General features: G+C 49.0%; 30 protein-coding genes. 29 read left to right on the top strand and 1 reads right to left on the bottom strand.

Annotation, left to right across the window (positions count from 1 at the left end; translation table 11 throughout):
- Window positions 1–38 precede the first annotated feature (38 nt).
- From M1Q06_RS09635 to M1Q06_RS09525, 23 genes are all read left to right on the top strand, one after another.
- Window positions 39–1,058, top strand: coding sequence for an NAD(P)H-dependent glycerol-3-phosphate dehydrogenase (locus tag M1Q06_RS09635; protein ID WP_121297584.1), 1,020 nt, complete (start codon window positions 39–41; stop codon window positions 1,056–1,058).
- Window positions 1,059–1,146: 88 nt separating this feature from the next.
- Window positions 1,147–1,350 carry a DUF2768 domain-containing protein gene (locus M1Q06_RS09630; RefSeq protein WP_058380557.1) on the top strand — a complete coding sequence of 68 codons (204 nt, stop codon included), beginning with the start codon at window positions 1,147–1,149 and terminating at the stop codon, window positions 1,348–1,350.
- A 13-nt stretch (window positions 1,351–1,363) separates the two neighbouring features.
- Window positions 1,364–2,083 carry a hypothetical protein gene (locus tag M1Q06_RS09625; RefSeq protein WP_121297583.1) on the top strand — a complete coding sequence of 240 codons (720 nt, stop codon included), beginning with the start codon at window positions 1,364–1,366 and terminating at the stop codon, window positions 2,081–2,083.
- Between the two features lie 164 nt (window positions 2,084–2,247).
- On the top strand, window positions 2,248–2,520 hold the full coding sequence (locus tag M1Q06_RS09620) for an HU family DNA-binding protein (RefSeq protein WP_052651392.1): 273 nt from the start codon (window positions 2,248–2,250) through the stop codon (window positions 2,518–2,520).
- Window positions 2,521–2,757: 237 nt separating this feature from the next.
- A complete protein-coding gene (gene folE / locus M1Q06_RS09615; RefSeq protein ID WP_167456523.1) occupies window positions 2,758–3,333 on the top strand; it encodes a GTP cyclohydrolase I FolE in 576 nt (191 codons plus the stop codon).
- 25 nt (window positions 3,334–3,358) lie between these two features.
- A complete protein-coding gene (mtrB, locus tag M1Q06_RS09610; protein WP_058380559.1) occupies window positions 3,359–3,580 on the top strand; it encodes a trp RNA-binding attenuation protein MtrB in 222 nt (73 codons plus the stop codon).
- A gap of 75 nt (window positions 3,581–3,655) precedes the next feature.
- Window positions 3,656–4,432 carry a heptaprenyl diphosphate synthase component 1 gene (locus M1Q06_RS09605; RefSeq protein WP_121297581.1) on the top strand — a complete coding sequence of 259 codons (777 nt, stop codon included), beginning with the start codon at window positions 3,656–3,658 and terminating at the stop codon, window positions 4,430–4,432.
- Window positions 4,433–4,437: 5 nt separating this feature from the next.
- Entirely contained in the window at window positions 4,438–5,136 is a 699-nt protein-coding gene (locus M1Q06_RS09600) for a demethylmenaquinone methyltransferase (RefSeq protein WP_121299430.1), read from the top strand.
- Window positions 5,137–5,158: 22 nt separating this feature from the next.
- Complete coding sequence (hepT, locus tag M1Q06_RS09595) at window positions 5,159–6,133, top strand: heptaprenyl diphosphate synthase component II (RefSeq protein ID WP_121297580.1); 975 nt, start codon at window positions 5,159–5,161, stop codon at window positions 6,131–6,133.
- 86 nt (window positions 6,134–6,219) lie between these two features.
- The gene (ndk, locus tag M1Q06_RS09590; protein WP_058380561.1) at window positions 6,220–6,666 is read left to right on the top strand and encodes a nucleoside-diphosphate kinase; all 447 of its coding nucleotides are present in this window, start codon (window positions 6,220–6,222) and stop codon (window positions 6,664–6,666) included.
- A gap of 234 nt (window positions 6,667–6,900) precedes the next feature.
- Window positions 6,901–8,073 carry a chorismate synthase gene (gene aroC / locus M1Q06_RS09585; RefSeq protein ID WP_434399470.1) on the top strand — a complete coding sequence of 391 codons (1,173 nt, stop codon included), beginning with the start codon at window positions 6,901–6,903 and terminating at the stop codon, window positions 8,071–8,073.
- A 3-nt stretch (window positions 8,074–8,076) separates the two neighbouring features.
- The gene (aroB, locus tag M1Q06_RS09580) at window positions 8,077–9,150 is read left to right on the top strand and encodes a 3-dehydroquinate synthase (RefSeq protein WP_434399469.1); all 1,074 of its coding nucleotides are present in this window, start codon (window positions 8,077–8,079) and stop codon (window positions 9,148–9,150) included.
- Window positions 9,150–9,533, top strand: a complete 384-nt coding sequence (aroH, locus tag M1Q06_RS09575; protein WP_068869297.1) for a chorismate mutase — start codon at window positions 9,150–9,152, stop codon at window positions 9,531–9,533. The genes aroB and aroH overlap by 1 nt, the downstream gene beginning before the upstream one ends.
- On the top strand, window positions 9,530–10,618 hold the full coding sequence (locus M1Q06_RS09570) for a prephenate dehydrogenase (protein WP_434399468.1): 1,089 nt from the start codon (window positions 9,530–9,532) through the stop codon (window positions 10,616–10,618). The genes aroH and M1Q06_RS09570 overlap by 4 nt, the downstream gene beginning before the upstream one ends.
- A gap of 14 nt (window positions 10,619–10,632) precedes the next feature.
- Window positions 10,633–11,916: a 3-phosphoshikimate 1-carboxyvinyltransferase gene (aroA, locus tag M1Q06_RS09565; protein WP_434399467.1), complete on the top strand. Its 1,284-nt coding sequence runs from the start codon at window positions 10,633–10,635 to the stop codon at window positions 11,914–11,916.
- 84 nt (window positions 11,917–12,000) lie between these two features.
- The gene (locus M1Q06_RS09560) at window positions 12,001–13,254 is read left to right on the top strand and encodes a tetratricopeptide repeat protein (RefSeq protein ID WP_434399466.1); all 1,254 of its coding nucleotides are present in this window, start codon (window positions 12,001–12,003) and stop codon (window positions 13,252–13,254) included.
- A gap of 14 nt (window positions 13,255–13,268) precedes the next feature.
- A complete protein-coding gene (locus M1Q06_RS09555; protein ID WP_434399465.1) occupies window positions 13,269–13,832 on the top strand; it encodes a ReoY family proteolytic degradation factor in 564 nt (187 codons plus the stop codon).
- Window positions 13,825–14,289, top strand: a complete 465-nt coding sequence (locus M1Q06_RS09550; protein WP_241663033.1) for a YpiF family protein — start codon at window positions 13,825–13,827, stop codon at window positions 14,287–14,289. The genes M1Q06_RS09555 and M1Q06_RS09550 overlap by 8 nt, the downstream gene beginning before the upstream one ends.
- 140 nt (window positions 14,290–14,429) lie before the next feature.
- Window positions 14,430–14,933 carry a ubiquinol-cytochrome c reductase iron-sulfur subunit gene (locus M1Q06_RS09545; protein ID WP_274623472.1) on the top strand — a complete coding sequence of 168 codons (504 nt, stop codon included), beginning with the start codon at window positions 14,430–14,432 and terminating at the stop codon, window positions 14,931–14,933.
- Between the two features lie 21 nt (window positions 14,934–14,954).
- The gene (qcrB, locus tag M1Q06_RS09540; RefSeq protein WP_058380570.1) at window positions 14,955–15,629 is read left to right on the top strand and encodes a menaquinol-cytochrome c reductase cytochrome b subunit; all 675 of its coding nucleotides are present in this window, start codon (window positions 14,955–14,957) and stop codon (window positions 15,627–15,629) included.
- Window positions 15,630–15,665: 36 nt separating this feature from the next.
- Window positions 15,666–16,448, top strand: a complete 783-nt coding sequence (locus M1Q06_RS09535; RefSeq protein WP_434399464.1) for a c-type cytochrome — start codon at window positions 15,666–15,668, stop codon at window positions 16,446–16,448.
- Window positions 16,449–16,508: 60 nt separating this feature from the next.
- Window positions 16,509–17,117, top strand: coding sequence for a DUF1405 domain-containing protein (locus M1Q06_RS09530; RefSeq protein ID WP_101190446.1), 609 nt, complete (start codon window positions 16,509–16,511; stop codon window positions 17,115–17,117).
- Window positions 17,118–17,180: 63 nt separating this feature from the next.
- Window positions 17,181–17,864: a zinc metallopeptidase gene (locus tag M1Q06_RS09525; RefSeq protein ID WP_101190445.1), complete on the top strand. Its 684-nt coding sequence runs from the start codon at window positions 17,181–17,183 to the stop codon at window positions 17,862–17,864.
- A gap of 64 nt (window positions 17,865–17,928) precedes the next feature.
- Here M1Q06_RS09525 and M1Q06_RS09520 read toward each other — a convergent pair whose 3' ends face one another.
- Window positions 17,929–18,792 carry a YitT family protein gene (locus M1Q06_RS09520; RefSeq protein ID WP_121297569.1) on the bottom strand — a complete coding sequence of 288 codons (864 nt, stop codon included), beginning with the start codon at window positions 18,790–18,792 and terminating at the stop codon, window positions 17,929–17,931.
- A 102-nt stretch (window positions 18,793–18,894) separates the two neighbouring features.
- On the opposite strand from M1Q06_RS09520, the gene M1Q06_RS09515 reads away from it, so the two are divergent.
- The 6 genes from M1Q06_RS09515 to M1Q06_RS09490 are packed head-to-tail and all read left to right on the top strand — an operon-like array spanning window position 18,895 to window position 23,701.
- Window positions 18,895–19,236: a nucleotide pyrophosphohydrolase gene (locus M1Q06_RS09515; protein ID WP_121297568.1), complete on the top strand. Its 342-nt coding sequence runs from the start codon at window positions 18,895–18,897 to the stop codon at window positions 19,234–19,236.
- Complete coding sequence (gene dapB / locus M1Q06_RS09510) at window positions 19,236–20,036, top strand: 4-hydroxy-tetrahydrodipicolinate reductase (RefSeq protein ID WP_434399463.1); 801 nt, start codon at window positions 19,236–19,238, stop codon at window positions 20,034–20,036. The genes M1Q06_RS09515 and dapB overlap by 1 nt, the downstream gene beginning before the upstream one ends.
- Before the next feature lie 18 nt (window positions 20,037–20,054).
- On the top strand, window positions 20,055–20,459 hold the full coding sequence (gene mgsA, locus M1Q06_RS09505; protein WP_058380577.1) for a methylglyoxal synthase: 405 nt from the start codon (window positions 20,055–20,057) through the stop codon (window positions 20,457–20,459).
- 11 nt (window positions 20,460–20,470) lie between these two features.
- Window positions 20,471–21,613, top strand: a complete 1,143-nt coding sequence (bshA, locus tag M1Q06_RS09500) for an N-acetyl-alpha-D-glucosaminyl L-malate synthase BshA (protein ID WP_241663032.1) — start codon at window positions 20,471–20,473, stop codon at window positions 21,611–21,613.
- Complete coding sequence (locus M1Q06_RS09495) at window positions 21,610–22,743, top strand: CCA tRNA nucleotidyltransferase (protein WP_434399462.1); 1,134 nt, start codon at window positions 21,610–21,612, stop codon at window positions 22,741–22,743. The genes bshA and M1Q06_RS09495 overlap by 4 nt, the downstream gene beginning before the upstream one ends.
- Window positions 22,721–23,701 carry a biotin--[acetyl-CoA-carboxylase] ligase gene (locus M1Q06_RS09490; RefSeq protein WP_434399461.1) on the top strand — a complete coding sequence of 327 codons (981 nt, stop codon included), beginning with the start codon at window positions 22,721–22,723 and terminating at the stop codon, window positions 23,699–23,701. The genes M1Q06_RS09495 and M1Q06_RS09490 overlap by 23 nt, the downstream gene beginning before the upstream one ends.
- Window positions 23,702–23,845: the final 144 nt, after the last annotated feature.

The following is a 23,845-nucleotide window of genomic DNA, read 5'->3' as shown; positions in this document are numbered from 1 at the left end:
TTGGTTTTCTGCTAAAGCAGGATAAAGGAGAGATAAAGATGGAAAAAGTCACTGTGTTTGGGGCAGGGAGTTGGGGAACGGCGCTCAGTTATGTACTGGCGCAAAATGGCCATGATCTTCTATTATGGACCCATCGCCAAGACCAAGCGGATGAGATCAATCAACATACGAATAAGCGCTATTTAAAAGAGACCATTTTGCCGGAGTCTTTAAAAGCGACAGCGAACCTGGATGAAGCAGTGGCACATGCCGATATTTTCGTATTGGCGGTACCCACAAAAGCCATTCGTGAAGTTTCGCGGGATATCCGCGGGCGGATGACGAAAAAAGGCTTGTTCGTCCATGTTTCTAAAGGCATCGAACCGGATTCACTCAAACGGATCAGCGAGATGATCCGTGAAGAAATCCCGGCTGAGCTGATCGAGGAAGTCGTCATTTTGTCCGGTCCAAGCCATGCAGAAGAAGTTGTGCAGGAGCATCCGACAACGGTCACCGCAGCGTGCGAAAATACGCAAGCGGCAAACCGTGTACAGGATCTGTTCATGAACTCCTATTTCCGCGTCTACACGAATACCGATGTGATCGGAGTGGAGATTGGCGGGGCATTAAAGAATATCATCGCTTTAGCGGTGGGCATTACAGATGGCCTCGGCTATGGAGATAATGCGAAAGCTGCTATCATGACTCGCGGCCTGGCTGAAATTGCACGCCTCGGCGTCAAGATGGGCGCAACGCCGCTGACTTTCTCAGGGTTGTCAGGAGTCGGTGACTTGATTGTTACATGCACAAGCGTCCATTCACGGAATTGGCGGGCAGGCAATATGCTCGGCAAAGGCAAGAGCGTCGATGAAGTGCTGGCTGAAATGGGCATGGTCGTCGAAGGGATCCGGACTACGAAAGCTGCCCATCAATTAGCCGCTGAATACAAAGTGCCCATGCCGATAACGGAAGCCTTGTATGCGGTGTTGTTTGAAGGCGTCAAGCCGGAGAATGCCGTGGAAGAGCTGATGGGACGCATGAAGAAAAATGAAATGGAAGATTTAATCGACTTGCTGTAATTGTCACAAACGGAGGGGCTGCTTGCTGCTGCCCCTTCTTTTTTTATGCTATACTATGGACTGAAACTCCACGAAAGGCGGCTTATTCATGAGTTCTTTGGATAAAATGTGGGTATCGTTTGCAGGCATCGCTTTTTTGATCATTTCCATGGGGATGATTTATTTGAGCCGGTACAAATTGCAAAACGGCATCCTGAAATTTCTATTTGCGCTGATCGCGTACGTTCTGCTGATCCTGGGCTTCTTTATTATGGTTTTCACTGTATTCAGCGGACCGACCGGTGGCGCCTGAGGGGATGGACATAATGAAAAAAACAACAGCGTTGCTGCTCGTCCTGCTGACGGCAAGCCTGCTAACGGCTTGTGCGTATCCCAGCAGCGAGCGGGCGGAAAATCAGATTCCCTATGAAGATCAGTTAGCCACTGCGCAACAAGCGGTTGAACGCTACCAAGAGGCCAATAGTGGCTTATTGCCCATCAAGACACGAGATATGGACGTTGACCAATTCATCAAATACCCTATCGATTTTTCGAAAGTCGTACCGGAATTTACAGCGGAAATCCCGAGCAACGCATTTGAAGTCGGCGGGATCTACCAATACGTCTTGATGGATGTCGAGGAAAATCCGACCGTCAAGCTCGTCGACTTGCGGGTAGCGGAAGGCATCCGTTCTGTCAATGTCAGAAAGAGCGCGAATGGCGGCAGGGCCCCAATCTCCGAAATCATTGCCGATAATGTCTACAAATTCAATCACGAAGCGATGGGCTTCAGTGAAGAACCGATGGTACAAAGCCCATATAGCGGCAAGATGCTGCCGATGGTCATCACTGGGCAAGGCGATGTGTATATCGATTATTCCATTGATTTGTATGAAGCGATCCAAAACTATGAGGGCGAACTCGAGCAAGGCCAGGATATCCGTTTTATCCTCTACGAAAACAGTCCCGTAGTGCCTGCTTATTCGCTTCCGTATACCATCGATGAAAATGGTGAACCCATTTTTCTGACGGATGAAAAAGCCTGATACAGCACGGATTTGCCCGAAATCCACATGTTTTTGAAAATATTGGGAGTATTTGGTGGTTTTCTTTGAAATGCGGCCTATTTGTTGTTGCTATGCGATTTTCGTTGTGATACTCTTTTTACAGGATTGATGGCAAGCATCCCCTTTGAGAGGAGGTGAATAGCATGAACAAAACAGAATTAGTGAACTCTGTTGCAGAAGCGGCTGAACTTTCTCGTAAAGATGCTGCGAAAGCAGTTGACGCTGCATTTGAAGCGATTCAAGATGCTCTAACTAAAGGTGACAAAGTACAATTGATCGGATTCGGTAACTTTGAAGTTCGTGAGCGCGCGGCCCGTAAAGGACGCAATCCACAAACAGGTGCTGAAATCGAGATCGCCGCAAGCAAAGTTCCTGCCTTTAAGCCAGGTAAAGCACTTAAAGACGCAGTGAAATAAGCTTCGGCTACTGTACATAGAATGGCTTTTGCGAGATCTAATCTTGCAAAGGCCATTCTTTTTTTCGGCCACGTTTTTGCCAATACCCCCCGTAAATGCTACAATTCAGGTGAGAAAAGCGGAGTTGTCTCTCGGCTCAGCAGAAATAGGCGCGTGAAACTGCAATGTTCAATGGCTGCTTTCACCCGCTGCCCCAAATAGAGTGATTTTTCTACAGGAGGAAACAATGTGATAGATATGAAAAGCCATAACGTAGATCTGGATAAAATAGAGCAAGCTGTCGGGATGATTTTGGAGGCAGTCGGAGAAGACGTCGGCCGTGAAGGGCTGCAGGATACCCCGAAGCGCGTCGCGAAAATGTATGCGGAAGTTTTTGCGGGATTAAAGGAAGACCCGAAAGAATATTTCCGCACAGTGTTTCACGAAAATCACGAAGAACTTGTATTGGTTAAGGATATCCCGTTCTATTCGATGTGTGAACATCATTTGGTGCCATTTTTCGGGAAAGCGCACATCGCCTATATCCCGCGTGACGGAGTGGTCACAGGGCTCAGTAAATTGGCGAGAGCTGTTGAAACAGTCGCAAAACGCCCTCAGTTGCAGGAGCGCATCACTTCCACCATTGCCGATTCAATGATGGAAACCTTGAACCCCCACGGCGTATACGTCATGGTCGAAGCCGAACATATGTGCATGACGATGCGCGGCATCAAGAAGCCAGGCTCGAAGACCGTTACGGCTGTGTCAAGAGGGATATTGGAGACAGACGACATCAAACGTTCGGAAGTCATTACTTATATCAATATGGACTAATAAACTAGAAAAGCAGGTGTAGACAATGGCACAAACTGAATATGTGGTGATCCGTGCACAAGAGGACGGCGTCAACGTCATCGGGCTGACGCGCGGAAATGACACGAAATTCCATCATACCGAAAAGCTCGACCGCGGCGAAGTGATGATCGCCCAATTCACCGAACATACATCGGCGATGAAAATTCGCGGCAAAGCGGAAATCCATTCCGCACATGGCATCATTGAGAGCGACGCGAAAAAATAAGCGTTAATGGTGAAGGCCATAAGGGCAATATGCTATAATATGAGCTATGGCTAACCTATGAATGGAGCAGGCAGTATGAACGGACAACAAATACAATCCAAAATCATCTCCATGGAAATCGACGTACTAAAAGCAGTCCGCCAACGAACGCTAGACCAGTTGACGGAAGGGCCTTTTGTTAAGGAAGCGCGCCTGTTTTTCTTGCTGCTGCCGTTTTTTAACGGAGAGCAATGGTCGGACAAAATGGAGACAAGCGCCCGGACAGTGGCAATCGTCTACGCTGCGCTGCACGCACACGACCGGGTGAAAGAAGAAATGCCCATCAGCAAAGAACAGCAGCTGACAGTACTTGCCGGTGATTTTTACAGCGGCATCTACTACCAATTGCTGGCTGAAGGGAAAAATATCGAAATGGTTCAAAAGCTTGCTACGGCAATTATCCAGGTGAGCGAAAAGAAAGCCTCTTTCCACGAACTTGCGATCCAGCAACCGGAACAAGTGGAAGAGACAGCGACAGTGATTGAAACTGCTCTGTTGAATGCGTTTTATGAAGAGAATGGGTTTGGCCACTATAAGCAGCTCATGGAACAATCCTTATTGTATATCCGCTACACAGAAGAGCTGGAAGCGCTGAAGAAAGGCGAGTTCAGTTATCTTCTGAAATTGCTGAGTGGATCATTGATTCATTCGACATTTATCGAGCGCTGGCTCGTTGACCGCCTGGAGGCTTTGGGCAATGAAATCCTGGAGTCCATTAATGATTGCGAACTGGATTTTGAACTCAAGAATATATTGCTCCACCAAATTATTCCGCATCGGCATAGCGCTGAACCGCTGACGCGAGAAGGATGACGATGATGCAGAAAACGAAAGAACAACGAGTTCACGAAGTGTTTGAAAAAATTTCCGAAAACTATGACCAGATGAATTCGGTCATCAGCTTTCAGCAACACAATAAATGGCGCAACGACACGATGCACAAAATGCAAGTAGCAAAAGGCGCGTCCTGCATCGATGTCTGCTGCGGCACGGCGGACTGGACCATTGCGCTTGGAGAAGCTGCAGGGCCTACTGGTCGTGTGGTCGGATTGGACTTCAGCCAGAACATGCTGAATGTCGGTCATCAAAAAACAGCCCATATGCCTCAAGTCGAATTGGTGCAAGGAAACGCGATGTCTTTGCCTTACCCTGACAACTCATTCGATTTTGCAACAATCGGTTTTGGGCTGCGCAATGTGCCGGACTACGAACAGGTGCTATCAGAAATGCACAGAGTCTTGAAACCTGGGGGCATGATTGCCTGCTTGGAGACTTCACAGCCTGAAAGCATTGTATTCAAGCCGTTTTTCCGGATGTATTTCCGTTTTGTCATGCCAGTATTCGGCAAGCTTTTTGCGAAAAGCTATAAAGAGTATTCGTGGCTTCAGGAATCAGCAAAAACGTTCCCAGGCATGAAAGAGCTTGCGAAACTGTTCAGCAAGGTCGGTTTCGACAAAGTCAAATACAAACCGTACTCAGGAGGGGCTGCTGCCCTCCATATGGGATTGAAAAAGTAAACAAGCGGGAGAAGGTTATTAAGTGGAAAAGATGAAGTTGAAATTGCTCTATTCCGACCTGAAACCGGAGCTAGAACTAATCGAAAAAGAACTGGAACAGGCAGTGGATTCCGAATCCCTTCTATTAAATGATGCTTCTCTTCATTTATTGCAGGCCGGAGGAAAACGTATCCGCCCTGTTTTTGTTTTGCTTGCCGGAAAATTCGGGGATTATGATATCGAATTGCTGAAGCGGGTCGCTGTGCCTTTGGAACTTATACATATGGCATCTTTGGTCCACGATGATGTCATAGATGATTCGGAGATTCGCAGAGGCCGCCCGACCGTTAAGTCGGAATGGAATAATAGCGTGGCGATGTATACAGGCGATTTCATTTTGGCCAGGGCGCTGGAACGCATTACGGAAATCGAATCGCCAAGAATCCATGATATTCTGTCGAAGACATTGATCGAAGTGTGCCGCGGCGAAATTATTCAGATCGAAGACAAGTATAGGCTTGACCAAAGCTTGCGGGATTATTTGCGGCGCATCAAACGCAAAACCGCATTATTGATTTCTTCCAGCTGTGAATTGGGGGCCTTGGTGGCAGGAACCGATGAGAAAACTGCAGCGCATTTGCGCCGTTTTGGTTATTTCATCGGCATGTCGTTCCAGATTATCGACGATATCCTCGATTTCACAGCCAGCGACCAGGAATTGGGCAAGCCGGCTGGCAGCGATTTTATTCAAGGCAATATTACTTTGCCGATTTTATATGCGCGCCAGAATCCGCAGATCTATCAGATGCTCCGTGACAATTTGAACCAGGACATTTCCGATGAAAAACGCCTGGAAATCGTCCGCACGATCCGCACAAGCAGTGCGGTCGATGAAGCGAAGCGGATGAGTGAGCGTTATTTGGAAAAGGCGCTGAAAGAACTGGACTATTTGCCGAAAGGCCCCGCGATGAAAACGATGCGCAAAATCGCCTTCTTCATCGGCAAGCGAAAGTTTTAGTTTCCAGTTGACAAATGATCGGACAATGATAGTATTTTTTAAGGTGGGCAATGTGCCCGAGCTTTTTAACAGAGGAGTGTTCTATAATGGAAAAAACATTTTTGATGGTAAAACCTGATGGTGTCCAACGCAATGTCATCGGTGAAATCGTTTCCCGTTTTGAGAAAAAAGGCTATCATTTGGCAGGCGCTAAATTGATGCAAATCCCGACTGAGCTTGCTGAACAGCATTACGGTGAGCACAAAGAGCGCCCATTCTTCGGCGAACTTGTAGACTTCATCACTTCCGGACCAGTCTTCGCAATGGTTTGGGAAGGCGAAAACGTCATCTTGACTGCGCGTCAAATGATGGGAGCTACTAACCCGAAAGATGCAGCTCCAGGAACGATCCGCGGCGACTTCGCAGTCACTGTCGGCAAAAACATGATCCACGGTTCCGATTCAGCTGAAAGCGCTGAGCGCGAAATCGGCTTGTTCTTCAAAGAAGAAGAATTGGTATCTTACGAAAAAACAATGAACAGCTGGGTCAACTGATCCAACTATTGAAAATGCGGCCGCGCAATCGGCCGCATTTTTTTATTTTAAGGAGCGAGTGGAGAAACAAAAAGTGCACAAATAAATAGAAAAATGAAAGCGATTACTTTTGGTGACAGGGGTTTATTGCTATTCGAATGTTTAGTTTTCTTCATATTTAGGATAGAATTGAACAAATGCCATATGGTATAGTGTTACTTAAATACTTTAGCACGTTGAAGGGAGAAAGCGTACATGCGTTACTTAACAGCAGGAGAATCTCACGGTCCACAATTGACCGCCATTATTGAAGGGTTGCCAGCGCAATTGCCTTTGACGGCGGAAATGATCAATAAAGAGTTGAAACGGCGCCAGGGAGGCCATGGCCGCGGCCGCCGTATGCAAATCGAGACAGATACGGTAGAGATCGTTTCAGGCGTCCGCCACGGGAAGACTTTGGGCTCTCCTGTCGCACTTGTCGTCAAGAACGACGACTGGAAGCATTGGACGAATGTCATGGGGATCGAACCGATCGAAGAAACCGATGAAGTGAAACGCCAATTAACACGCCCGCGCCCTGGGCATGCTGATCTGAACGGCGGCATGAAGTATGGGCACCGTGATCTCCGGAATGTATTGGAACGTTCTTCTGCACGGGAAACGACAGTGCGCGTAGCAGTTGGCGCAGTAGCCAAGCAGCTCCTCTCGGAACTGGGCGTCAAAATCGTGTCACACGTGACAGAAATTGGCGGCATTAAAGTCGACCCGGCAAGCTACATAGGAAAATCCGCAGATGAGATCCGTGCGATCGTCGAAGAGGATGCCGTTTATTGCGCAGACTCATCAAAAACAAAAGAAATGACTGATTTGATCGATGCCACGAAGAAAAACGGCGACTCGATCGGCGGTACTGTAGAAGTCATCGTGGAAGGCATGCCAGCCGGAATTGGCAGTTATGTGCATTATGACCGCAAACTGGATGCGAAAATCGCAGCTTCCGTCATGAGCATCAACGCATTCAAGGGCGTAGAGTTCGGCCTTGGATTCGAAATGGCGCGCCGCCCGGGCAGTGAAGTCCATGATGAAATCATTTGGGATGAAGAAGCGGGCTATACCCGCAGCACGAACAACCTTGGTGGCTTTGAAGGCGGGATGACGACGGGCATGCCGATCATCGTCCGCGGTGTCATGAAGCCGATCCCAACGCTCTATAAACCTTTGAAGAGCGTGGACATCGAAACAAAAGAGCCGTTCCAGGCAAGCATCGAACGCTCAGACAGCTGTGCGGTTCCGGCAGCGTCGATCGTGGCAGAACACGTCGTCGCCTTTGAAGCGGCAAATGCATTGCTTGAACAATTCGACGCGGACCAATTGCCGCGGCTGAAAGAGAACATCGAAAGCTATAAAGCCTATACAAAGGAGTTTTAATCCATGAGGGAGTTGCGGGTCGAGACTGAACATCCATATACGGTGCATATCGGACAAGGGGCGGTCAAGCTGCTGGCAAAGCACTATCGTGATTTGCTCGCTGCAGCTGACCAAGTCGTCGTAATCGCAGATAGCCAAGTGGCTGAACTGCATTTGCCGCAGATGCTCGAGGCGCTGGAGGATTTTCAGCCGAAAGTTTTCCGCGTTCCAGCAGGTGAAGGAGCGAAATCAGCCGAAAGTTTTATGGATTGCCATAGCTTTTTGCTTTCGGAGAATTGCTCGCGAAATACGGTCATTCTCGCATTTGGGGGAGGCGCAGTCGGGGATCTGGCTGGCTTTGTCGCATCGACTTTCATGCGCGGAGTGCCTTTTATCCAAGTGCCGACAACAATCTTGGCCCATGATAGCGCTGTGGGTGGCAAAACCGCGATCAACCATCCGCTCGGCAAGAACATGATCGGCACCTTCTATCAGCCGCGTGCGGTCATCTACGACGGCGACTTTCTCCAGACATTGCCTGAAAATGAAATTCGTTCAGGGATGGCTGAAGTAATCAAGCATGCATTCATTTCGAATGAAGGCTGGCTGGATGAACTGATGGGGTATCAAGATTTCAGCACGATGCCCGGACAGGAACTCGAAGGGCATCTGGAAAAAGGGATCGCCGTCAAATCGGCGATTGTTGAAGAAGATGAGTTTGAAGGCGGTGTCCGCAAGTTCCTCAATTTCGGCCATACGCTGGCCCATGCCATCGAAGCACATTTGGGTTATGGCAAACTGACCCATGGAGAAGCTGTCGTGCTTGGCATGGCCTATGCACTTGAATTGTCCGAAAGCCCCGAGTTGCCGCGTTTCTTGAATTGGGCGAAAGTGAACCGTTATCCGCTCGAGCTATTTGTTAATATGCCATTCGATGAACTATTGCCTTATATGAAAAAAGACAAAAAATCGACCGCTGCTGCACTGAACTTCGTATTGCTTGGCGCAGTGGGCCGGCCATATATTGAAACGGTTCCAGAACAACGAGCACAAGCGGCTTACGACAAGCTGAGAAAAACGATCAAGGAGATGATCTGATGATTCGAGGAGTCAGAGGCGCCATCACCATCACAAAAGATGAAGCGCCCGAAATTTTGGAGCAAACGCGTCGCCTGGTCTTGGAAATGGCCAAAGAAAACGGCATCGAACCGGATGAAGTGGCTTCGGTCATCGTATCGACGACGACGGATATTTCTGCAGCTTTTCCTGCAAAGGCCGTACGCACTATCGAAGGCTGGACGTATGTGCCGGTCATGTGTACTCATGAAATGGATGTACCAGGCAGCATGCCGCTATGCATTCGCGTGATGATGCACGTCAATACGAAACTTGCACAGGATAAAATCCAGCACATCTACATGAATGATGCTGTGAAATTGCGTCCTGATCTATCCCAGAAAAGCCAGGTGAGCCAAGCGTGAAAACAGAAGTCCTCATTATCGGCCTCGGATTGATTGGCGGATCGTTAGCAAAAGCATTGCAGCGCAATGAAGATGTTCATGTATCGGGCTATGATGCGGACGCATTGACTGCCAGAAAAGCTTTCAAAATGGGCATCATCCAAAGCTCGCCGCCTTCTCTCGAGCAGGCAGCGGCTGCGGCTGATGTCATCGTTTTTGCTACGCCCGTCGGAGCAACTGTCAAATTAATGGAACGAAGTAAATACTGGGATTTAAAAGAAAATGTCATTTTGACAGACACTGGCAGCACCAAAGTCCAAATTATGGAAGCTGCAGAAAAGTTGGAGTATACCTTTATCGGCGGCCACCCGATGGCCGGTTCCCATAAAAGCGGTGTCGAAGCCGCCAAAGAAGTGCTCTTTGAAAATGCCTTCTATATCTTGACGCCCGGCAAAGAGACGGCTGAGGAAGACGTTGAGAAACTGGTTGGGCTATTGTCGGTCACCAAAGCGAAGATCAAAGTGCTCGAAGCGAAAGAACACGATCATATGACGGCGATTGTCAGCCATTTCCCCCATTTGATCGCAGCTGCTCTGGTCCATCAACTGGACCGTGAAGAGCAATTTCCGTTCGCGCGGCAGCTCGCAGCGGGCGGTTTCCGCGATACGACGCGAATCGCTTCGGCGAACCCGGATATGTGGCGTGACATCACGACGCAAAACAATGAGATGATTGTCGAACAGCTGGACCACTGGATGGACCAGATGACGCATTTGCGCGAGATCTTGCAGAAGAACGAGCCCGAACCGATTCACCGCTTTTTCGCGAAAGCGAAGGAAACGCGTGATGAACTGCCGGTTGCAGGGCACGGTGCCATGTATTCCGTATTTGATTTGTATATCGATATCCCCGACGTGCCGGGGATCATCTCGGAAATGACGGGCTATCTGGCGGAAGCCGGCATCAGCATCGTCAATTTGAGGATTTTGGAGACTCGTGAAGATGTCTTCGGGATTCTTGTCCTTAGTTTCCAGACTGCGGAAGACCGGGAAAGTGCGCAACGCGTCTTTTCCGAACGGACCGCTTATGATACGTATATCTCCTGAAAGGAATGAAATTCATGTCCAAAACGATCTGCTACGCAAAACCTGCGCTAACGGGCAGTGTTCAAGTGCCCGGGGATAAGTCTATCTCACACCGGGCCATCATGTTCGGCGCACTGGCACAGGGAACGACGACCATCGAAGGTTTCCTGATGGGAGACGACTGCTTAAGCACCATCAGCTGTTTTCGTTCGCTCGGAATCGATATCCAAATAGACGGCGAACACGTGACAGTGACAAGCGGCGGCCGGAAAGCCTGGAAAGAGCCGGATGTCGTATTGGATACCGGAAATTCAGGCACGACGACGCGCTTGATGCTCGGTTTGCTCGCGGGCACTGATTTCCATTCGGTCATGGCAGGGGACGAATCCATCGCACGCCGCCCGATGAAGCGCATCGTTGAACCGTTGCGTTTGATGGGAGCGGATATCCGCGGGCGCGCCAATGGCCATTTTACGCCGATTGCCGTTCAAGGGACAGCTCTTCAGGCAATCGACTATACGATGCCTGTTGCAAGCGCACAGGTGAAGTCAGCGGTGCTGCTTGCGGGATTATCGGCGCGAGGTACCACGACTGTCCATGAACCGGTTCCGTCACGGGACCATACAGAGATTATGCTGAAGCATTTCGGAGCGGACATCTCCCGCGATGGCGATGTCATTTCATTGAGCGGCGGACAGGAATTGCGTGCTGCGCATGTCCAGGTGCCAGGCGATATCTCCTCCGCTGCTTTTATGATCGGGGCGGCACTCATTGCTGAAGGCAGTGAAATCCAATTAGAAAACGTCGGCGTCAACCCGACGCGTACAGGCTTGCTTGATGTGTTCAAAGCCATGGGCGCTGACATCCAAGCAAGCGGCCATACTTCCGAAGGGGAACAAGCTGCAGATTTGACGGTCCGCAGCACTTCTTTGAGGGGCACGGACATCGGGGGCGATGTCATTCCGAGGTTGATCGATGAAATTCCATTGATTGCGCTTGTGGCGACGCAAGCTCACGGCAAAACGGTCATCCGCGATGCGGAAGAATTGCGCGTCAAAGAAACCGACCGCATACAGGCGGTCGTCACCGAGCTGAAAAAACTCGGGGCCGATATCGAAGCGACAGAAGACGGAATGGTCATACAAGGGCCGACTCCATTGACTGGCGCAGCGATGAATAGCTACGGCGATCACCGTCTCGGCATGATGGCCGCAGTCGCTGCGCTTATCGCAGACGGCCCAGTAACGATTGACGATCCGGGCTGTATTTCGATCTCTTACCCGAACTTTTTTGAACATCTGGATAAGCTGACACAATAACTCTCCTTCGGGGGAGTTTTTATTATGCTAGCATGATGGTTTCGTGTACGATAACTATATAACGGCAAAGAATAGGTGATGCAAATGGCAACTTTACAAAAGATCCAAGAAGCGGTGCAGGCTGGAGATACGGCTGCGCTCGATACAATGCTCGAACAATATTTGCTGAAAGGCAATCCCGATGAACAATATGCAGTTATGGAATGGCTGCAGGAAATCGGTTTTATCGAAGAAGCGCTCCGCGTGGTGGAGCATCTTCAGTATATGTTTCCGGAAGAGGCGCAATTGCGTGTCGACCGTTCTAAACTGCTGATTGATGCCGACCGTGAAGACGAGGCGCTCAATGAGTTGATGGCGATCCCGAAAGACGATGAATTATACCCTCAGGCACTGGTCACGCTAGCGGACCTGTTTCAGCTGCAGGGGCTTCTTGAGGCAGCGGAACTGCGGCTGGACGAAGCGATCGGCCTGATGCCCGACGAACCGCTGCTGCAGCAGGCAAAAGCGGAACTTTTGCTTGACTCGGGGCGCTACCTTGAGTCTGCACGCATCTATCAAGAACTGGAAAGCCGCAATGTCAAAATCGATGGCGTTAACCTGAACGAACGCTTGGCTGAAGTCTATAGCGCAGGTGCGGCTTACGAGGAAGCTTTACCTTATTATGAGCGCGCTTTGGAAGACGAAGCCCAGCCTGACGTATTATTCGGCGCTGCATTTGCCGCTTTCCAGGCGAAACAATATGAATTGTCGGTCAAGCGGCTCGATGAACTTCTAGGTGCCGACCCCGATTACTTCTCTGCTTATTTATTGAAAGCGCAATGCTTCAACATGATGGAAGATTACAAACGTGCTTACGATGCCATCAAAGAAGGGCTCGCGCGTGACGAGTTTGACAAGGAATTGTATTTGTTTGCAGGGAAGCTTGCACTGAAACTCGGCAAAGGGGAAGAAGGAGTCGAAATGCTGCGCCAGGCAATCGCGCTCGATCCCGAATACATGGAGGCTTTATATGCATTAATCTCTTATTTCCATACAGAAGAACGGGACGAGGAGCTGCTCGAGCTCGCTTCTATGGCTGTGGAAAGCGGCAATGACTGGCATGCGCTGTATCCAATGATTGCTAAAGCGTACGACCGGACCGAACAATTCGGCAAAGCTCTGGAGTATTATGAAAAAGCTTATCCGGCATTTTCCGACGACCCCGAATTCCTCGAATCCTACGCCTTATTTTTGGTAGAGGAAGGGAAACGCGACCGCGCTCTCGAAATAATCAAACAGCTTCAAGCGCTGGAGCCGGAAAACCCGCAGTGGTTCGATTGGCTGCAATCGTTTGAATGAAAGGGGGAGACGATATGACTGCATCTGTTTCTGTAGGGGAGAAAAAACAATTTGTCCGCTGGTTCCTCGGGTCTTATAAGATGAAAAGGCGTGAATGCATTTGGATCCTCAACTACTTGTTGAGCAATGATGAATTGCTGGAGAAAACGCATTTTGTGGAAGAAGCGCATTATTGTCCCCGTGCCATGGTCATGTCGACGACTGAATCCAAACAAATCCCGTTCCAATTCTATAAAGGCAAGCTGATGACCGCTGATGCTGAAAAGTCTTTCCACGATCTCAGGCTCCATCCCGATGAACCTTTGTATGTGCAATTGAATTTCCCGAGCATTCCGCCTGCGCCGCTTTACTTGGCGGTGTTGGAAGAGAATCCACATATGCCAAAAGGGGCATCGGTCAGCGAACAGGACCGCTTGATAGCAGAAAAGGTATTAAACGAGAGTTTGTCGTCTTACCAGGAAGAAACGATCCTTAAAAAAATTGACGAAGCACTGGATGCAGGAGATAAAGAGCGGTTCTTTGAACTGTCTGCCTTGCTGTCTATAGTGAAATCGGCCAAAAAAATGGAGAGTGACTGAATACATGCATTTCAACAGCAAAGATATCGATTTATACGTAAGCCAAAAAGATTATGTCGATACGGCGGTCGTGCCGCTGATCGAATTGGACTTGACTGCTTCGGGCATGAAGGCGAGTGCAGGTGCGTCCGAATATTTGCAATCTCTAACTGTTATACTGGAAAAACAATTCAAAGGGCGGATTCTTTTGCTTCCGCCTATTTCTTATGTCCGGGCGGCAGACCGAACAGAGCTGGGCGAACAATTGAAAAAAGAGCTGTCGGAAACGGGATTCAAGCACATTTTTTACCTGACGACTGATCCGAAATGGCGTTCTGTCGAAGAACTTGACAATGTTCTCTGGCTGCCGGCCATTCCAACGGGGGATATGGACCAATCCTTCAAAAAATCGGTCATGGAAGACCAGCTGCGCCAAGTGCTGCCGCTGTTTACCAAAGAATGGACACATCATTCATGAAATGTTCACAAACTGTTCCATTAGACTGAATGCGATATTGACCTTAAGTTTTGATTGATATATCATTAGGTTGTCCTAGTAATTATATTTGAATGAGTATGTCCATTGGACTGACCTTGACTGTTAGAGGGGGGAAAAGAATGAGTAATAATCGTGTATCACGACGCCAATTTTTAGGTTACACACTGACTGGTGTAGGTGGTTTCATGGCAGCTGGAATGTTAATGCCGATGGTGCGTTTTGCAGTCGATCCGGTGTTGCAGCAAAAAGACGCTGGAGATTATGTTTTGACTGACCAGGCTGTTGCCGATATCACAGAAGAACCTGTACGTGTCGACTTTACATTTGAACAAGTGGACGCATGGTATACATCTGAAGTCACGAATTCTGCATGGGTTTACAAAGAAGGCGATAAATTAATCGCACTCTCACCTGTCTGCAAACACTTGGGATGCACAGTCAACTGGGGCGGGGACCCAGAACAGCCAACACAGTTCTTCTGCCCGTGCCACGCTGGACGCTATGAGAAAAACGGCCAGAACATTCCAGGTACGCCACCGCTCGGACCTCTTGATGAGTACGACGTTCAAGAGCAGGATGGTTTTGTAGCCATCGGACAAGTAAAACCAAATACTTTAGTTTAATAGTTAGGGGGTACGACACCAGTGCTAAACAAGTTATATGATTGGGTAGACGAGCGATTGGACATCACGCCGATCTGGCGCGATATTGCAGACCATGAAGTACCGGAACACGTTAACCCCGCACACCACTTTTCAGCATTTGTCTATTGTTTCGGAGGACTGACGTTCTTTATCACAGTCATCCAGATCCTGTCTGGCATGTTCCTTACCATGTATTACGTGCCAGATATTGAAAATGCTTGGCAGTCGGTTTATTATCTCCAGAATGAAGTCGCTTTTGGGGAAATCGTGCGTGGGATGCACCACTGGGGAGCTTCTTTAGTAGTAGTTATGATTTTCCTTCATACACTGCGCGTATTCTTCACAGGGTCTTATAAGAAACCTCGTGAGCTCAACTGGGTAGTCGGCGTTATGCTATTTGGCGTAATCCTCGGCCTATCTTTCACAGGTTACTTGCTTCCATGGGATATGAAAGCATTGTTCGCAACAAAAGTTGGGATTGAAATTGCAGCTTCTGTACCGGTGATCGGCGAAACGATCAAAATTTTGCTTGCAGGGGATTCAACGATTCTCGGCGCACAAACTTTGACACGCTTCTTCGCGATCCACGTCTTCTTCTTGCCTGCTGCTTTGCTTGGGTTGCTCGCAGCACACTTTATCATGATTAGAAGACAAGGTATTTCAGGACCATTGTAATTCATCCTTGACCAAGGATTTTAAGGAGGGGACACTATGCACCGCGGAAAAGGGATGAAATTTGTAGGGGATTCACGTGTTCCGAGCAAGGAGTTTCGGAAACCGAATATCCCGAAAGATTACTCCGAATATCCTGGCAAAACAGAAGCCTTCTGGCCGAACTTCCTTTTGAAAGAATGGATGATCGGTTCTGTCTTCCTAATTGGCTATTTGCTCTTGACTGTCGCCCACCCTTCGCCTCTTGAAGGCCAGGCTGATCCGACAGACACGGCATATATTCCATTGCCAGACTGGTATTTCTTGTTCTTATATCAATTATTGAAATATGAATTCGCGTCCGGCCCATTCAACATCGTCGGCGCAATCATCATGCCGGGCCTTGCGTTCGGTGCCTTGATGCTTGCTCCGTTCCTTGACCGTGGACCGGAACGCCGTCCGTCAAAACGCCCATTGCCGACAGGCTTTATGCTTTTGGCGGTCGCATCCATCGTCTTCTTGACTTGGGAATCCGTAGCCAACCATGACTGGGAAGCAGCGGCTCGCCAAGGGGAAATCACGGAAGAAGTTGAAATCGATACAGCGGACCCTGGATATGAAATCTACTCTGCTTCTGCATGTATCAGCTGCCACGGCGACAACTTGGAAGGGGCAGTCGGGCCGAGCTTGATCGGAACCGGCTTGTCACCTGAAGAAATCGCTGAAATCGCTGTAAATGGTATCGAAGATGGAGGCACTCAATTGATGCCGCCATCATGGGATGGATCAGATGAAGACCTTCAAGTCATGACAGAGTTTATCTCCGGGCTTGAAGCTGAATAAACTTACAGAAAAAGAGCCGGGAAACCGGCTCTTTTTTTCTGCACAGGAAAGGACGATTGGATGGTGGGATTCATAGCAAAAATCTCTGCATGGCTGATGTTCCGTCCGTTTTTGATATTGCTGTTCTTCGTCAATCTAGGAGGCACGATTTACGGATACATTTGGTATGGCTGGCAATTGCGCATCACCGAACCGATATTTCTCATATTCGTGCCGGATAGCCCAACGGCCAGCCTGTTTTTCACGGTAGTGCTCGGCTTATGGATCATCGGCAAGCATAGCCCGCTGATTGAAGCGCTCGCTTTTGTCACCTTGATCAAATATGGTTTATGGGCAGTCGTCATGAATCTTTTGACGCTCCTTCAAACCGGATCGATCGGCTGGCTGGGGTGGATGCTTGTCGCTTCCCATTTTGCCATGGCGCTTCAAGCGGTGCTGTATTTCGAGCATTACCGCTTCGGCTATATTTCCGTTGCACTCACCGCTATTTGGACTTTACATAACGATGTCATCGATTATGTGTTCGGGCAGATGCCGATCTATTCGAGCTTGAGCGAATTCAGTGCAGAAATCGGCTATTTCACTTTCTGGCTGTCGATTGCCTGCATCGCGTTTGCCTGGTTCACGGCGTCACAGAACCGCCATCTAGAACCGCGGCGTATTAGTTGACCGAAAGTCAGAAAAACAAGTAAAATAGACGTATAGAAACAAAAAGAGAGGTTGATCAATAAAATGGGATTGGGCGGCTATTTGATTTATTTTATCGTCTTGTTGATTGTGCCGATTTGGGCTCAAATGAAATTGAAAAGCACGTATAAGAAATATTCCAAAGTCCGGTCGACTTCCGGGCATACAGGGGCCGAAGTGGCTCGCATCATTCTCGACCAAAATGGCTTGAACAATGTCAAAGTCGTCGAAAGCCGCGGCATGCTTAGCGACCATTACAACCCGATGACCAAAACGGTTGCGCTCAGCAGCCATAACTACCATGAGCCATCGGTAGCCGGCACTGCTGTCGCAGCGCACGAAGTGGGGCACGCGATCCAGGATGCGACGGATTATTCGTTCTTGCGCTTCCGCCACCGCCTTGTGCCAATGGTCAATATTTCATCGAATATGTCTTGGGTGTTCATCATGATCGGCTTGTTCGCACAGATGAGCGGCGCCTTGTTGATCGGTATCGCGCTTCTAGCGGTAGGTGTGTTGTTCCAATTGGTCACTTTGCCGGTAGAGTTTAACGCTTCGAACCGTGCGATGGACCAGCTGTTGTCGCATAACATCATCCGCAACGATGAAGAGAGACATGCGAAAAAAGTATTGAACGCAGCGGCGATGACTTATGTAGCAGCTACTGCAGTTGCAGTGATCGAACTTGCTCGTCTGATCTTGATTTACACAAGCATGGACCGTTCATAATAAAACGAAACGGGCGGGAAAAGCATTTGCTTTTCCTGCCCGTTTTTTATTTGGCATAATTGCATTAAAGAGGCTGTTTTTGTTCATCGAGCGTAAACCCTTCACCCATGACGTCATGCACCTCAATTAACGAGACGAATGCATGGGGATCGACGGAATTGACAATATTCTTCAATCTGACGAGTTCGTTGCGCGCTACGACGCAGTAAAGGACTTCGCGCTCTTCTTTCGTGAAATGGCCATAGCCGCGAAGGATGGTAATGCCGCGGTCCATTTCGATGGCGATGCGGCTTGCAATCTCCTCTTGGGAATTAGAGATGATCAAGGCGCCGCGTCCGGAGTAGGCCCCTTCTTGGACGAAATCAATAACGCGGGCGCCGACGAAGACTGCGACGAGCGTATACATCATGGAACGGTAGTCGAGGAAGGTCAACCACGACAGCATAATGACCAATGCATCGAATAGAAACATTGTCTTGCCCATGCTCCAACCGATGTATTTCTGAACGAGCCTTGCAATGATATCAACACCGCCCGTCGTTCCCCCGTAGCGGAAAATGATGCCAAGCCCCATCCCGACAAAGACGCCCGCAAACAAAGCGGCAAGGAATAAGTCGTCGCGCAAAGGAATTTGGACTTCGTAGACAAGGAAGATTTTCAAGAAGACGGAAACGGCGACCGTGCCGATGATCGTATAAAGAAAAACCTTGCGCCCGAGCAATTTCCAGCCGATAAAGAATAAAGGAATGTTCAATAACAGGTTCATCAATGCAGGATCCCAGTTCCAAAGGAAATACAGGATCAGCGTGATCCCTGCGAAGCCGCCTTCACCGAGCTCATTTTGGATATTAAAATGAACAAAGCCGAAACTATAGATAGCTGAGCCGAGAAGGATGAAAAAGATATTTTTCAACTGAAGATCTTTCATAAAAAATCAGCCTCCCTTTTTTGTCATTAACTTCTGTATTATCTGCCATGCTGCCGTTTTTGACAACACCCCCCGTTTTCTTTACGATTGAATGGGAGTGTGATGACAGTGAACGCAGATAAAAGCATGAGGCAATTACAGGAAGAAGTGGACCGCCACATCGGGCAGTTTAAAGAAGGGTATTTTGCTCCGATGGAGATGCTTGCGCGAATGACCGAAGAACTCGGGGAATTGGCACGCGAAGTCAATCATGTATACGGGCCGAAAAAGAAAAAAGAGTCAGAAGCCGAAAAGCTGATCGAAGAGGAAATGGGCGATGTGCTCTTCGTCTTGATCTGCATGGCCAACTCTATGGAAATCGATTTGCAGGAAGCCCACGACGGGGTCATGGAAAAATTCCGGACCCGTGATAAAGACCGCTGGACAAGAAAGGAAGAACAATGATGACGATAAAAGTAGCGATTGCCGGAGCCCGCGGGAAAATGGGCAAAGAAGCTGTACATACTGTAATGGAAAATGCCGATATGGAACTCGTGGCAGCACTGGATTATAAAGACATCGGTGCAACGTTGGCGGAGACGGGCTTGTTTCCTGAAAGTTTTCAAGTGCCGGTCTTTACCGATCTAGAAAAGCTTCACGGCCAGCATGCACCGGATGTCCTCGTCGATTTGACGACGCCCGAGCATGTCTATGCGCATACTAAACAAGCGCTGCAGCTCGGTATCCGCCCGGTCGTCGGGACAACAGGATTTTCCACTGAGGAATTGGAAGAATTGAAAGAACTTTCCAAAACCTCAGAGCTTGGCTGCATCATCGCGCCTAATTTTGCGGTGGGGGCAGTCTTGATGATGAAATTTGCAGAACAGGCGGCAAAATATTTGCCGGATGTGGAAATCATCGAAATGCATCATGACCAAAAACTGGATGCCCCGTCAGGTACCGCAATGAAGACGGCGCATATGATGAGTGAAACGCGGCCAGTACATCAGCAAGGCCATCTGGATGAAAAGGAAACTTTGCAAGGCGCTCGCGGCGCAGACTACGAAGGTATGCGCATCCATAGCGTCCGCCTGCCGGGGTTAGTGGCGCATCAGCAAGTGCTGCTGGGCGGCGAAGGACAGCTTTTGACATTGCGCCACGATTCGTTCAATCGCGGTTCATTCATGTCAGGCGTCAGTTTGTCGATTCGCGAAGTGGTAGAACGCAAAGAATTAATTTACGGCCTGGAACATATCATAGGCTAAAATAATGGAGGCGATTGGATGAATATCGCATTGGTTGCGCACGATCGAAAAAAAGATGATTTGATACAATTTGCACTAGCTTATAAGCCTATCTTGGCGAAGCATCAATTGTACGCAACAGGAACGACCGGTTCCCGTTTAGTTGAAGGAACAGGGTTATCGGTCCATCGTTTTCAATCCGGGCCGCTTGGCGGTGACCAGCAGATCGGGGCGATGATTGCCCAGAATGAAATGGATATGATCATCTTTTTCCGCGATCCGCTGACAGCCCAGCCGCACGAGCCGGATGTTACGGCTTTAATCCGCCTTTGTGATGTATACCAAATCCCGCTTGCGACCAATATGGGAACAGCCGAAGTCCTCCTGAAAGGTTTGGAAAATGGCTTGGTCGATTGGCGGCTCCTCAGCGACCGCCGGAAATAGGAGGAGAAAATTTGCGAAAAATGAAAATCGGAATTACATGTTACCCGACAGTCGGCGGATCTGGCGTAGTGGCGACGGAACTGGGAAAAATGCTGGCTGAAAAAGGCCATGAAATCCATTTCATCACCTCGAGTACGCCGTTCCGGCTAAACCGGCTGTATGCGAATATATTCAGCCACCAAGTGGATGTCAACAGCTATTCAGTGTTTCAATATGCACCGTATGACATCGCGCTGGCAACGAAGATTGCGGAAGTGATCAAAAACGAAGAACTTGACCTTCTGCATGTGCATTACGCAATCCCTCATGCCGTTTGTGCGATATTGGGACGCGATATGGCAGGGTCCGATATCGGCATCGTCACGACTTTGCACGGCACCGATATTACAGTCCTCGGTACAGACAGCTCATTGAAAGATGCAATCCGTTACGGCATCGAGAAATCCGATATCGTGACGGCAGTGTCGGATTCATTGAAACAGCAGACCTACGAGATGATCGCACCGGACAAAGAGATTGAAACCGTTCATAATTTTGTCGACGAACGGGAATATCATCTGCACGATTCAGCCAAGTTGAAGGAAGAGCTAGGCATTGAAGCGCATGAAAAAGTATTGATCCATGTGTCGAATTTCCGCAAAGTGAAGCGCGTGGAAGATGTCGTCTCCACTTTTGCAAAAGTGCAAAAGACGGTCGGCGCCAAATTATTGCTGGTCGGCGACGGCCCTGAAATGAGCCGCATCCACCAGCAAGTGAAAGACCTCCATATTGAACAGGAGGTCTTGTTCCTCGGCAAGCGAGACAATCTATCCGAGCTTTACAGCATGAGCGATGTGAAATTGCTGATGTCGGAAAAAGAGGCGTTTGGCCTTGTGTTGCTTGAGGCAATGGCTTGCGGCGTGCCGGCAATCGGTACGCAAATCGGAGGCATTCCGGAAATCATCGAACCGGGCGAAAACGGCTTTTTGGTGGAACTGGGCGATATTGATGCTGCGGCTGACGCGGCAATCCGCATATTGACCGACGATATGCTCCATGAAAAATTGTCGGTGACGGCTTTGGAAACCGCGACCAAACGCTTCAGCTCAGAGAAAATCCTCGCCGAATACGAAACGCTATACGCGCGCTTGCTGAAAAAGGCCGATAAGCAATGAAACGGGCCAAGCAGATTATCGCGCGTTTAAAAGAAGCGGGATTTGAAGCCTATATGGTTGGCGGCGCGGTGCGGGATTATTTGCGCGGATCCGTGCCTCATGATATCGATGTAGCGACATCGGCGTCACCCGAACAAGTGAAAGCCCTATTCGAACGGTCGATCGATACAGGAATCGAGCATGGGACGGTTATGATCCTCATCGAAGGCCAAGGAACCGAAGTCACCACATTTCGAACAGAAAGCGGCTATTCGGATAATCGGAGACCGGATAAAGTGGAATTCGTCAATTCGTTGCAAGAAGATTTAAAACGCCGTGATTTTACCATCAATTCAATGGCGATGACTGAACAAATGGAAATCATCGATCCTTTTGGCGGCAAGGAAGATCTAAGTGCAGGCATCATCCGTGCAGTCGGTGTTCCACAAGAGCGTTTCGCAGAAGATGCTTTGCGCATGCTGCGGGCAATCCGCTTTTCTGGACAGTTGAATTTCCATATCGAGTCCGCGACCAAACAAGCCATCATCGAACACGCAGAGAAGATACAGTCCGTCGCCATGGAGCGCATCAAGGCGGAATTGGACAAAGTCATGGTTTCTCCAGCTCCGCGCATCAGCATGGTGTATTTGATCGAAACACAGCTGAACCGTTTTTTGCCCTCAGGCGGATTATTCGAGCTGGATTGGTCTGGATATACAGCCAGCAAAGATCCATTGTCGGGCTGGTTTTACCTATTGCATCAAAATGGCGAGCCTTTCAGTGCAATACGTGAATACCGTTTCTCCAACCAGGACAAAAAAGACCTTCAACATGCACTTGAAGCGAGCCGGCTGCCACTTTGGGACGACTGGGTTTATTATAGCTTCACCGAACGCCAATTGACGATTGCACAGGCCACATCGCATAAAACGCAAGCGGTGAAAGAGCGGCAACAGGCGTTGCCAATCCAATCGAAATCAGAACTTGCGGCCAATGGGCGTGATTTGATGGAATGGACTGGAAAAAAGGCGGGGCCATGGCTGAAAGAATGGACCTTGCATATTGAAAAAGCAGTGGTCGAACGCCGCTTGGCCAATGATAAAGAACAGATAAAGGACTGGTTCATAGATGAATATCACCGTCACACATAAATTGGCGACACGGCTATTAGAAGCAGGAACGGAACCGGTGTCCGGCCAGCAATTAGCAGACGAGTTCGGGGTTTCCAGAACGGCGATTTGGAAGCATATGAAAGAACTTGAGGAAATGGGTTATGAAATCGAATCGGTGCGCAAAAAAGGCTACCGCATCCAAAAAAGCCCGGACAGCCTGGAAGCTTTTCTTGTCCAGGCCGATCTCAAGACGAAAAAAATCGGCAAGCGCATCGAGTATATGGAACAATGTGCATCGACTCAGATCGTTGCGCACCAACTGGCACAAGAAGGGGCGCCGGATGGAACGGTGGTTATTGCGGAGCTTCAGACAGAAGGCAGAGGCCGCTTGATGAGAAAGTGGGATTCGGCGAAGGGGCAAGGAATCTGGATGAGCATCATTTTGCGTCCCGACGTCCCGCCCCATAAAGCGCCACAGTTTACATTAGTCGCTGCGGTAGCGATCGTCCGGGCGATTCAATCGGTGACGGGTTTAGAAGCATCTATCAAATGGCCGAACGACATCCTGTTCGGCACGAAAAAAGCGACAGGCATCCTGACAGAGCTGCAATCGGATGCGGATGGCATCCAAGCTTTGATCATCGGCATCGGGGTCAACGTCAATCAAGAACGGGAAGATTTTGATGCTGCCGTGCAGGACATCGCCACTTCTTTGCGCCTTGAGTCTGGCCAGCCGATAAACCGCAGGGAATTAGTGCAGGAAATCCTGCACTTTCTTGAAATCTATACAGAGCTCTATATTGAAAAAGGATTTGCACCGTTAAAAATATTATGGGAAGGGCATTCCGCGACAATCGGCAAAGCCATTCGCGCCCGCATGTCGCGTGAAACCCTTGAAGGTGTCGCGGAAGGCATTACAGAAGACGGCGTCTTGCAGCTGCGTACGGCAGACGGCAAGCTTCATGGCATTTATTCCGCAGATATCGAGCTAAAGTAAAGCATATAGGCATTTTCCAGAAATTCTGCTATAGTGAAAATAACGGGCAGTATCCGATGCGAACTGCACCGTGGCACGCAACAGCAAGCAATAACTGAATACGATTCTGCCTTGATCATTACATGACAGGGACGGAGGAAACCG

It is taken from the genome of Planococcus sp. 11815 (assembly GCF_051096385.1).
GTDB lineage: Bacteria > Bacillota > Bacilli > Bacillales_A > Planococcaceae > Planococcus > Planococcus citreus.
Note: the sequence above shows the minus strand (reverse complement) of the source record. Positions and strands in the feature narration are given on the sequence as shown.

Coding starts and splice junctions, on each gene's coding strand:
- M1Q06_RS09535 (WP_434399464.1), top strand. CDS start 15,666: ATGCACCGCGGAAAAGGGATGAAATTTGTAGGGGATTCACGTGTTCCG.
- M1Q06_RS09600 (WP_121299430.1), top strand. CDS start 4,438: ATGCAGAAAACGAAAGAACAACGAGTTCACGAAGTGTTTGAAAAAATT.
- M1Q06_RS09545 (WP_274623472.1), top strand. CDS start 14,430: ATGAGTAATAATCGTGTATCACGACGCCAATTTTTAGGTTACACACTG.
- M1Q06_RS09515 (WP_121297568.1), top strand. CDS start 18,895: ATGACAGTGAACGCAGATAAAAGCATGAGGCAATTACAGGAAGAAGTG.
- M1Q06_RS09605 (WP_121297581.1), top strand. CDS start 3,656: ATGAACGGACAACAAATACAATCCAAAATCATCTCCATGGAAATCGAC.
- ndk (WP_058380561.1), top strand. CDS start 6,220: ATGGAAAAAACATTTTTGATGGTAAAACCTGATGGTGTCCAACGCAAT.
- M1Q06_RS09555 (WP_434399465.1), top strand. CDS start 13,269: ATGACTGCATCTGTTTCTGTAGGGGAGAAAAAACAATTTGTCCGCTGG.
- aroH (WP_068869297.1), top strand. CDS start 9,150: ATGATTCGAGGAGTCAGAGGCGCCATCACCATCACAAAAGATGAAGCG.
- folE (WP_167456523.1), top strand. CDS start 2,758: ATGAAAAGCCATAACGTAGATCTGGATAAAATAGAGCAAGCTGTCGGG.
- M1Q06_RS09630 (WP_058380557.1), top strand. CDS start 1,147: ATGAGTTCTTTGGATAAAATGTGGGTATCGTTTGCAGGCATCGCTTTT.
- M1Q06_RS09490 (WP_434399461.1), top strand. CDS start 22,721: ATGAATATCACCGTCACACATAAATTGGCGACACGGCTATTAGAAGCA.
- M1Q06_RS09525 (WP_101190445.1), top strand. CDS start 17,181: ATGGGATTGGGCGGCTATTTGATTTATTTTATCGTCTTGTTGATTGTG.
- aroC (WP_434399470.1), top strand. CDS start 6,901: ATGCGTTACTTAACAGCAGGAGAATCTCACGGTCCACAATTGACCGCC.
- mgsA (WP_058380577.1), top strand. CDS start 20,055: ATGAATATCGCATTGGTTGCGCACGATCGAAAAAAAGATGATTTGATA.
- M1Q06_RS09625 (WP_121297583.1), top strand. CDS start 1,364: ATGAAAAAAACAACAGCGTTGCTGCTCGTCCTGCTGACGGCAAGCCTG.
- M1Q06_RS09530 (WP_101190446.1), top strand. CDS start 16,509: ATGGTGGGATTCATAGCAAAAATCTCTGCATGGCTGATGTTCCGTCCG.
- dapB (WP_434399463.1), top strand. CDS start 19,236: ATGACGATAAAAGTAGCGATTGCCGGAGCCCGCGGGAAAATGGGCAAA.
- M1Q06_RS09495 (WP_434399462.1), top strand. CDS start 21,610: ATGAAACGGGCCAAGCAGATTATCGCGCGTTTAAAAGAAGCGGGATTT.
- M1Q06_RS09635 (WP_121297584.1), top strand. CDS start 39: ATGGAAAAAGTCACTGTGTTTGGGGCAGGGAGTTGGGGAACGGCGCTC.
- M1Q06_RS09520 (WP_121297569.1), bottom strand. CDS start 18,792: ATGAAAGATCTTCAGTTGAAAAATATCTTTTTCATCCTTCTCGGCTCA.
- M1Q06_RS09560 (WP_434399466.1), top strand. CDS start 12,001: ATGGCAACTTTACAAAAGATCCAAGAAGCGGTGCAGGCTGGAGATACG.
- aroA (WP_434399467.1), top strand. CDS start 10,633: ATGTCCAAAACGATCTGCTACGCAAAACCTGCGCTAACGGGCAGTGTT.
- M1Q06_RS09620 (WP_052651392.1), top strand. CDS start 2,248: ATGAACAAAACAGAATTAGTGAACTCTGTTGCAGAAGCGGCTGAACTT.
- aroB (WP_434399469.1), top strand. CDS start 8,077: ATGAGGGAGTTGCGGGTCGAGACTGAACATCCATATACGGTGCATATC.
- mtrB (WP_058380559.1), top strand. CDS start 3,359: ATGGCACAAACTGAATATGTGGTGATCCGTGCACAAGAGGACGGCGTC.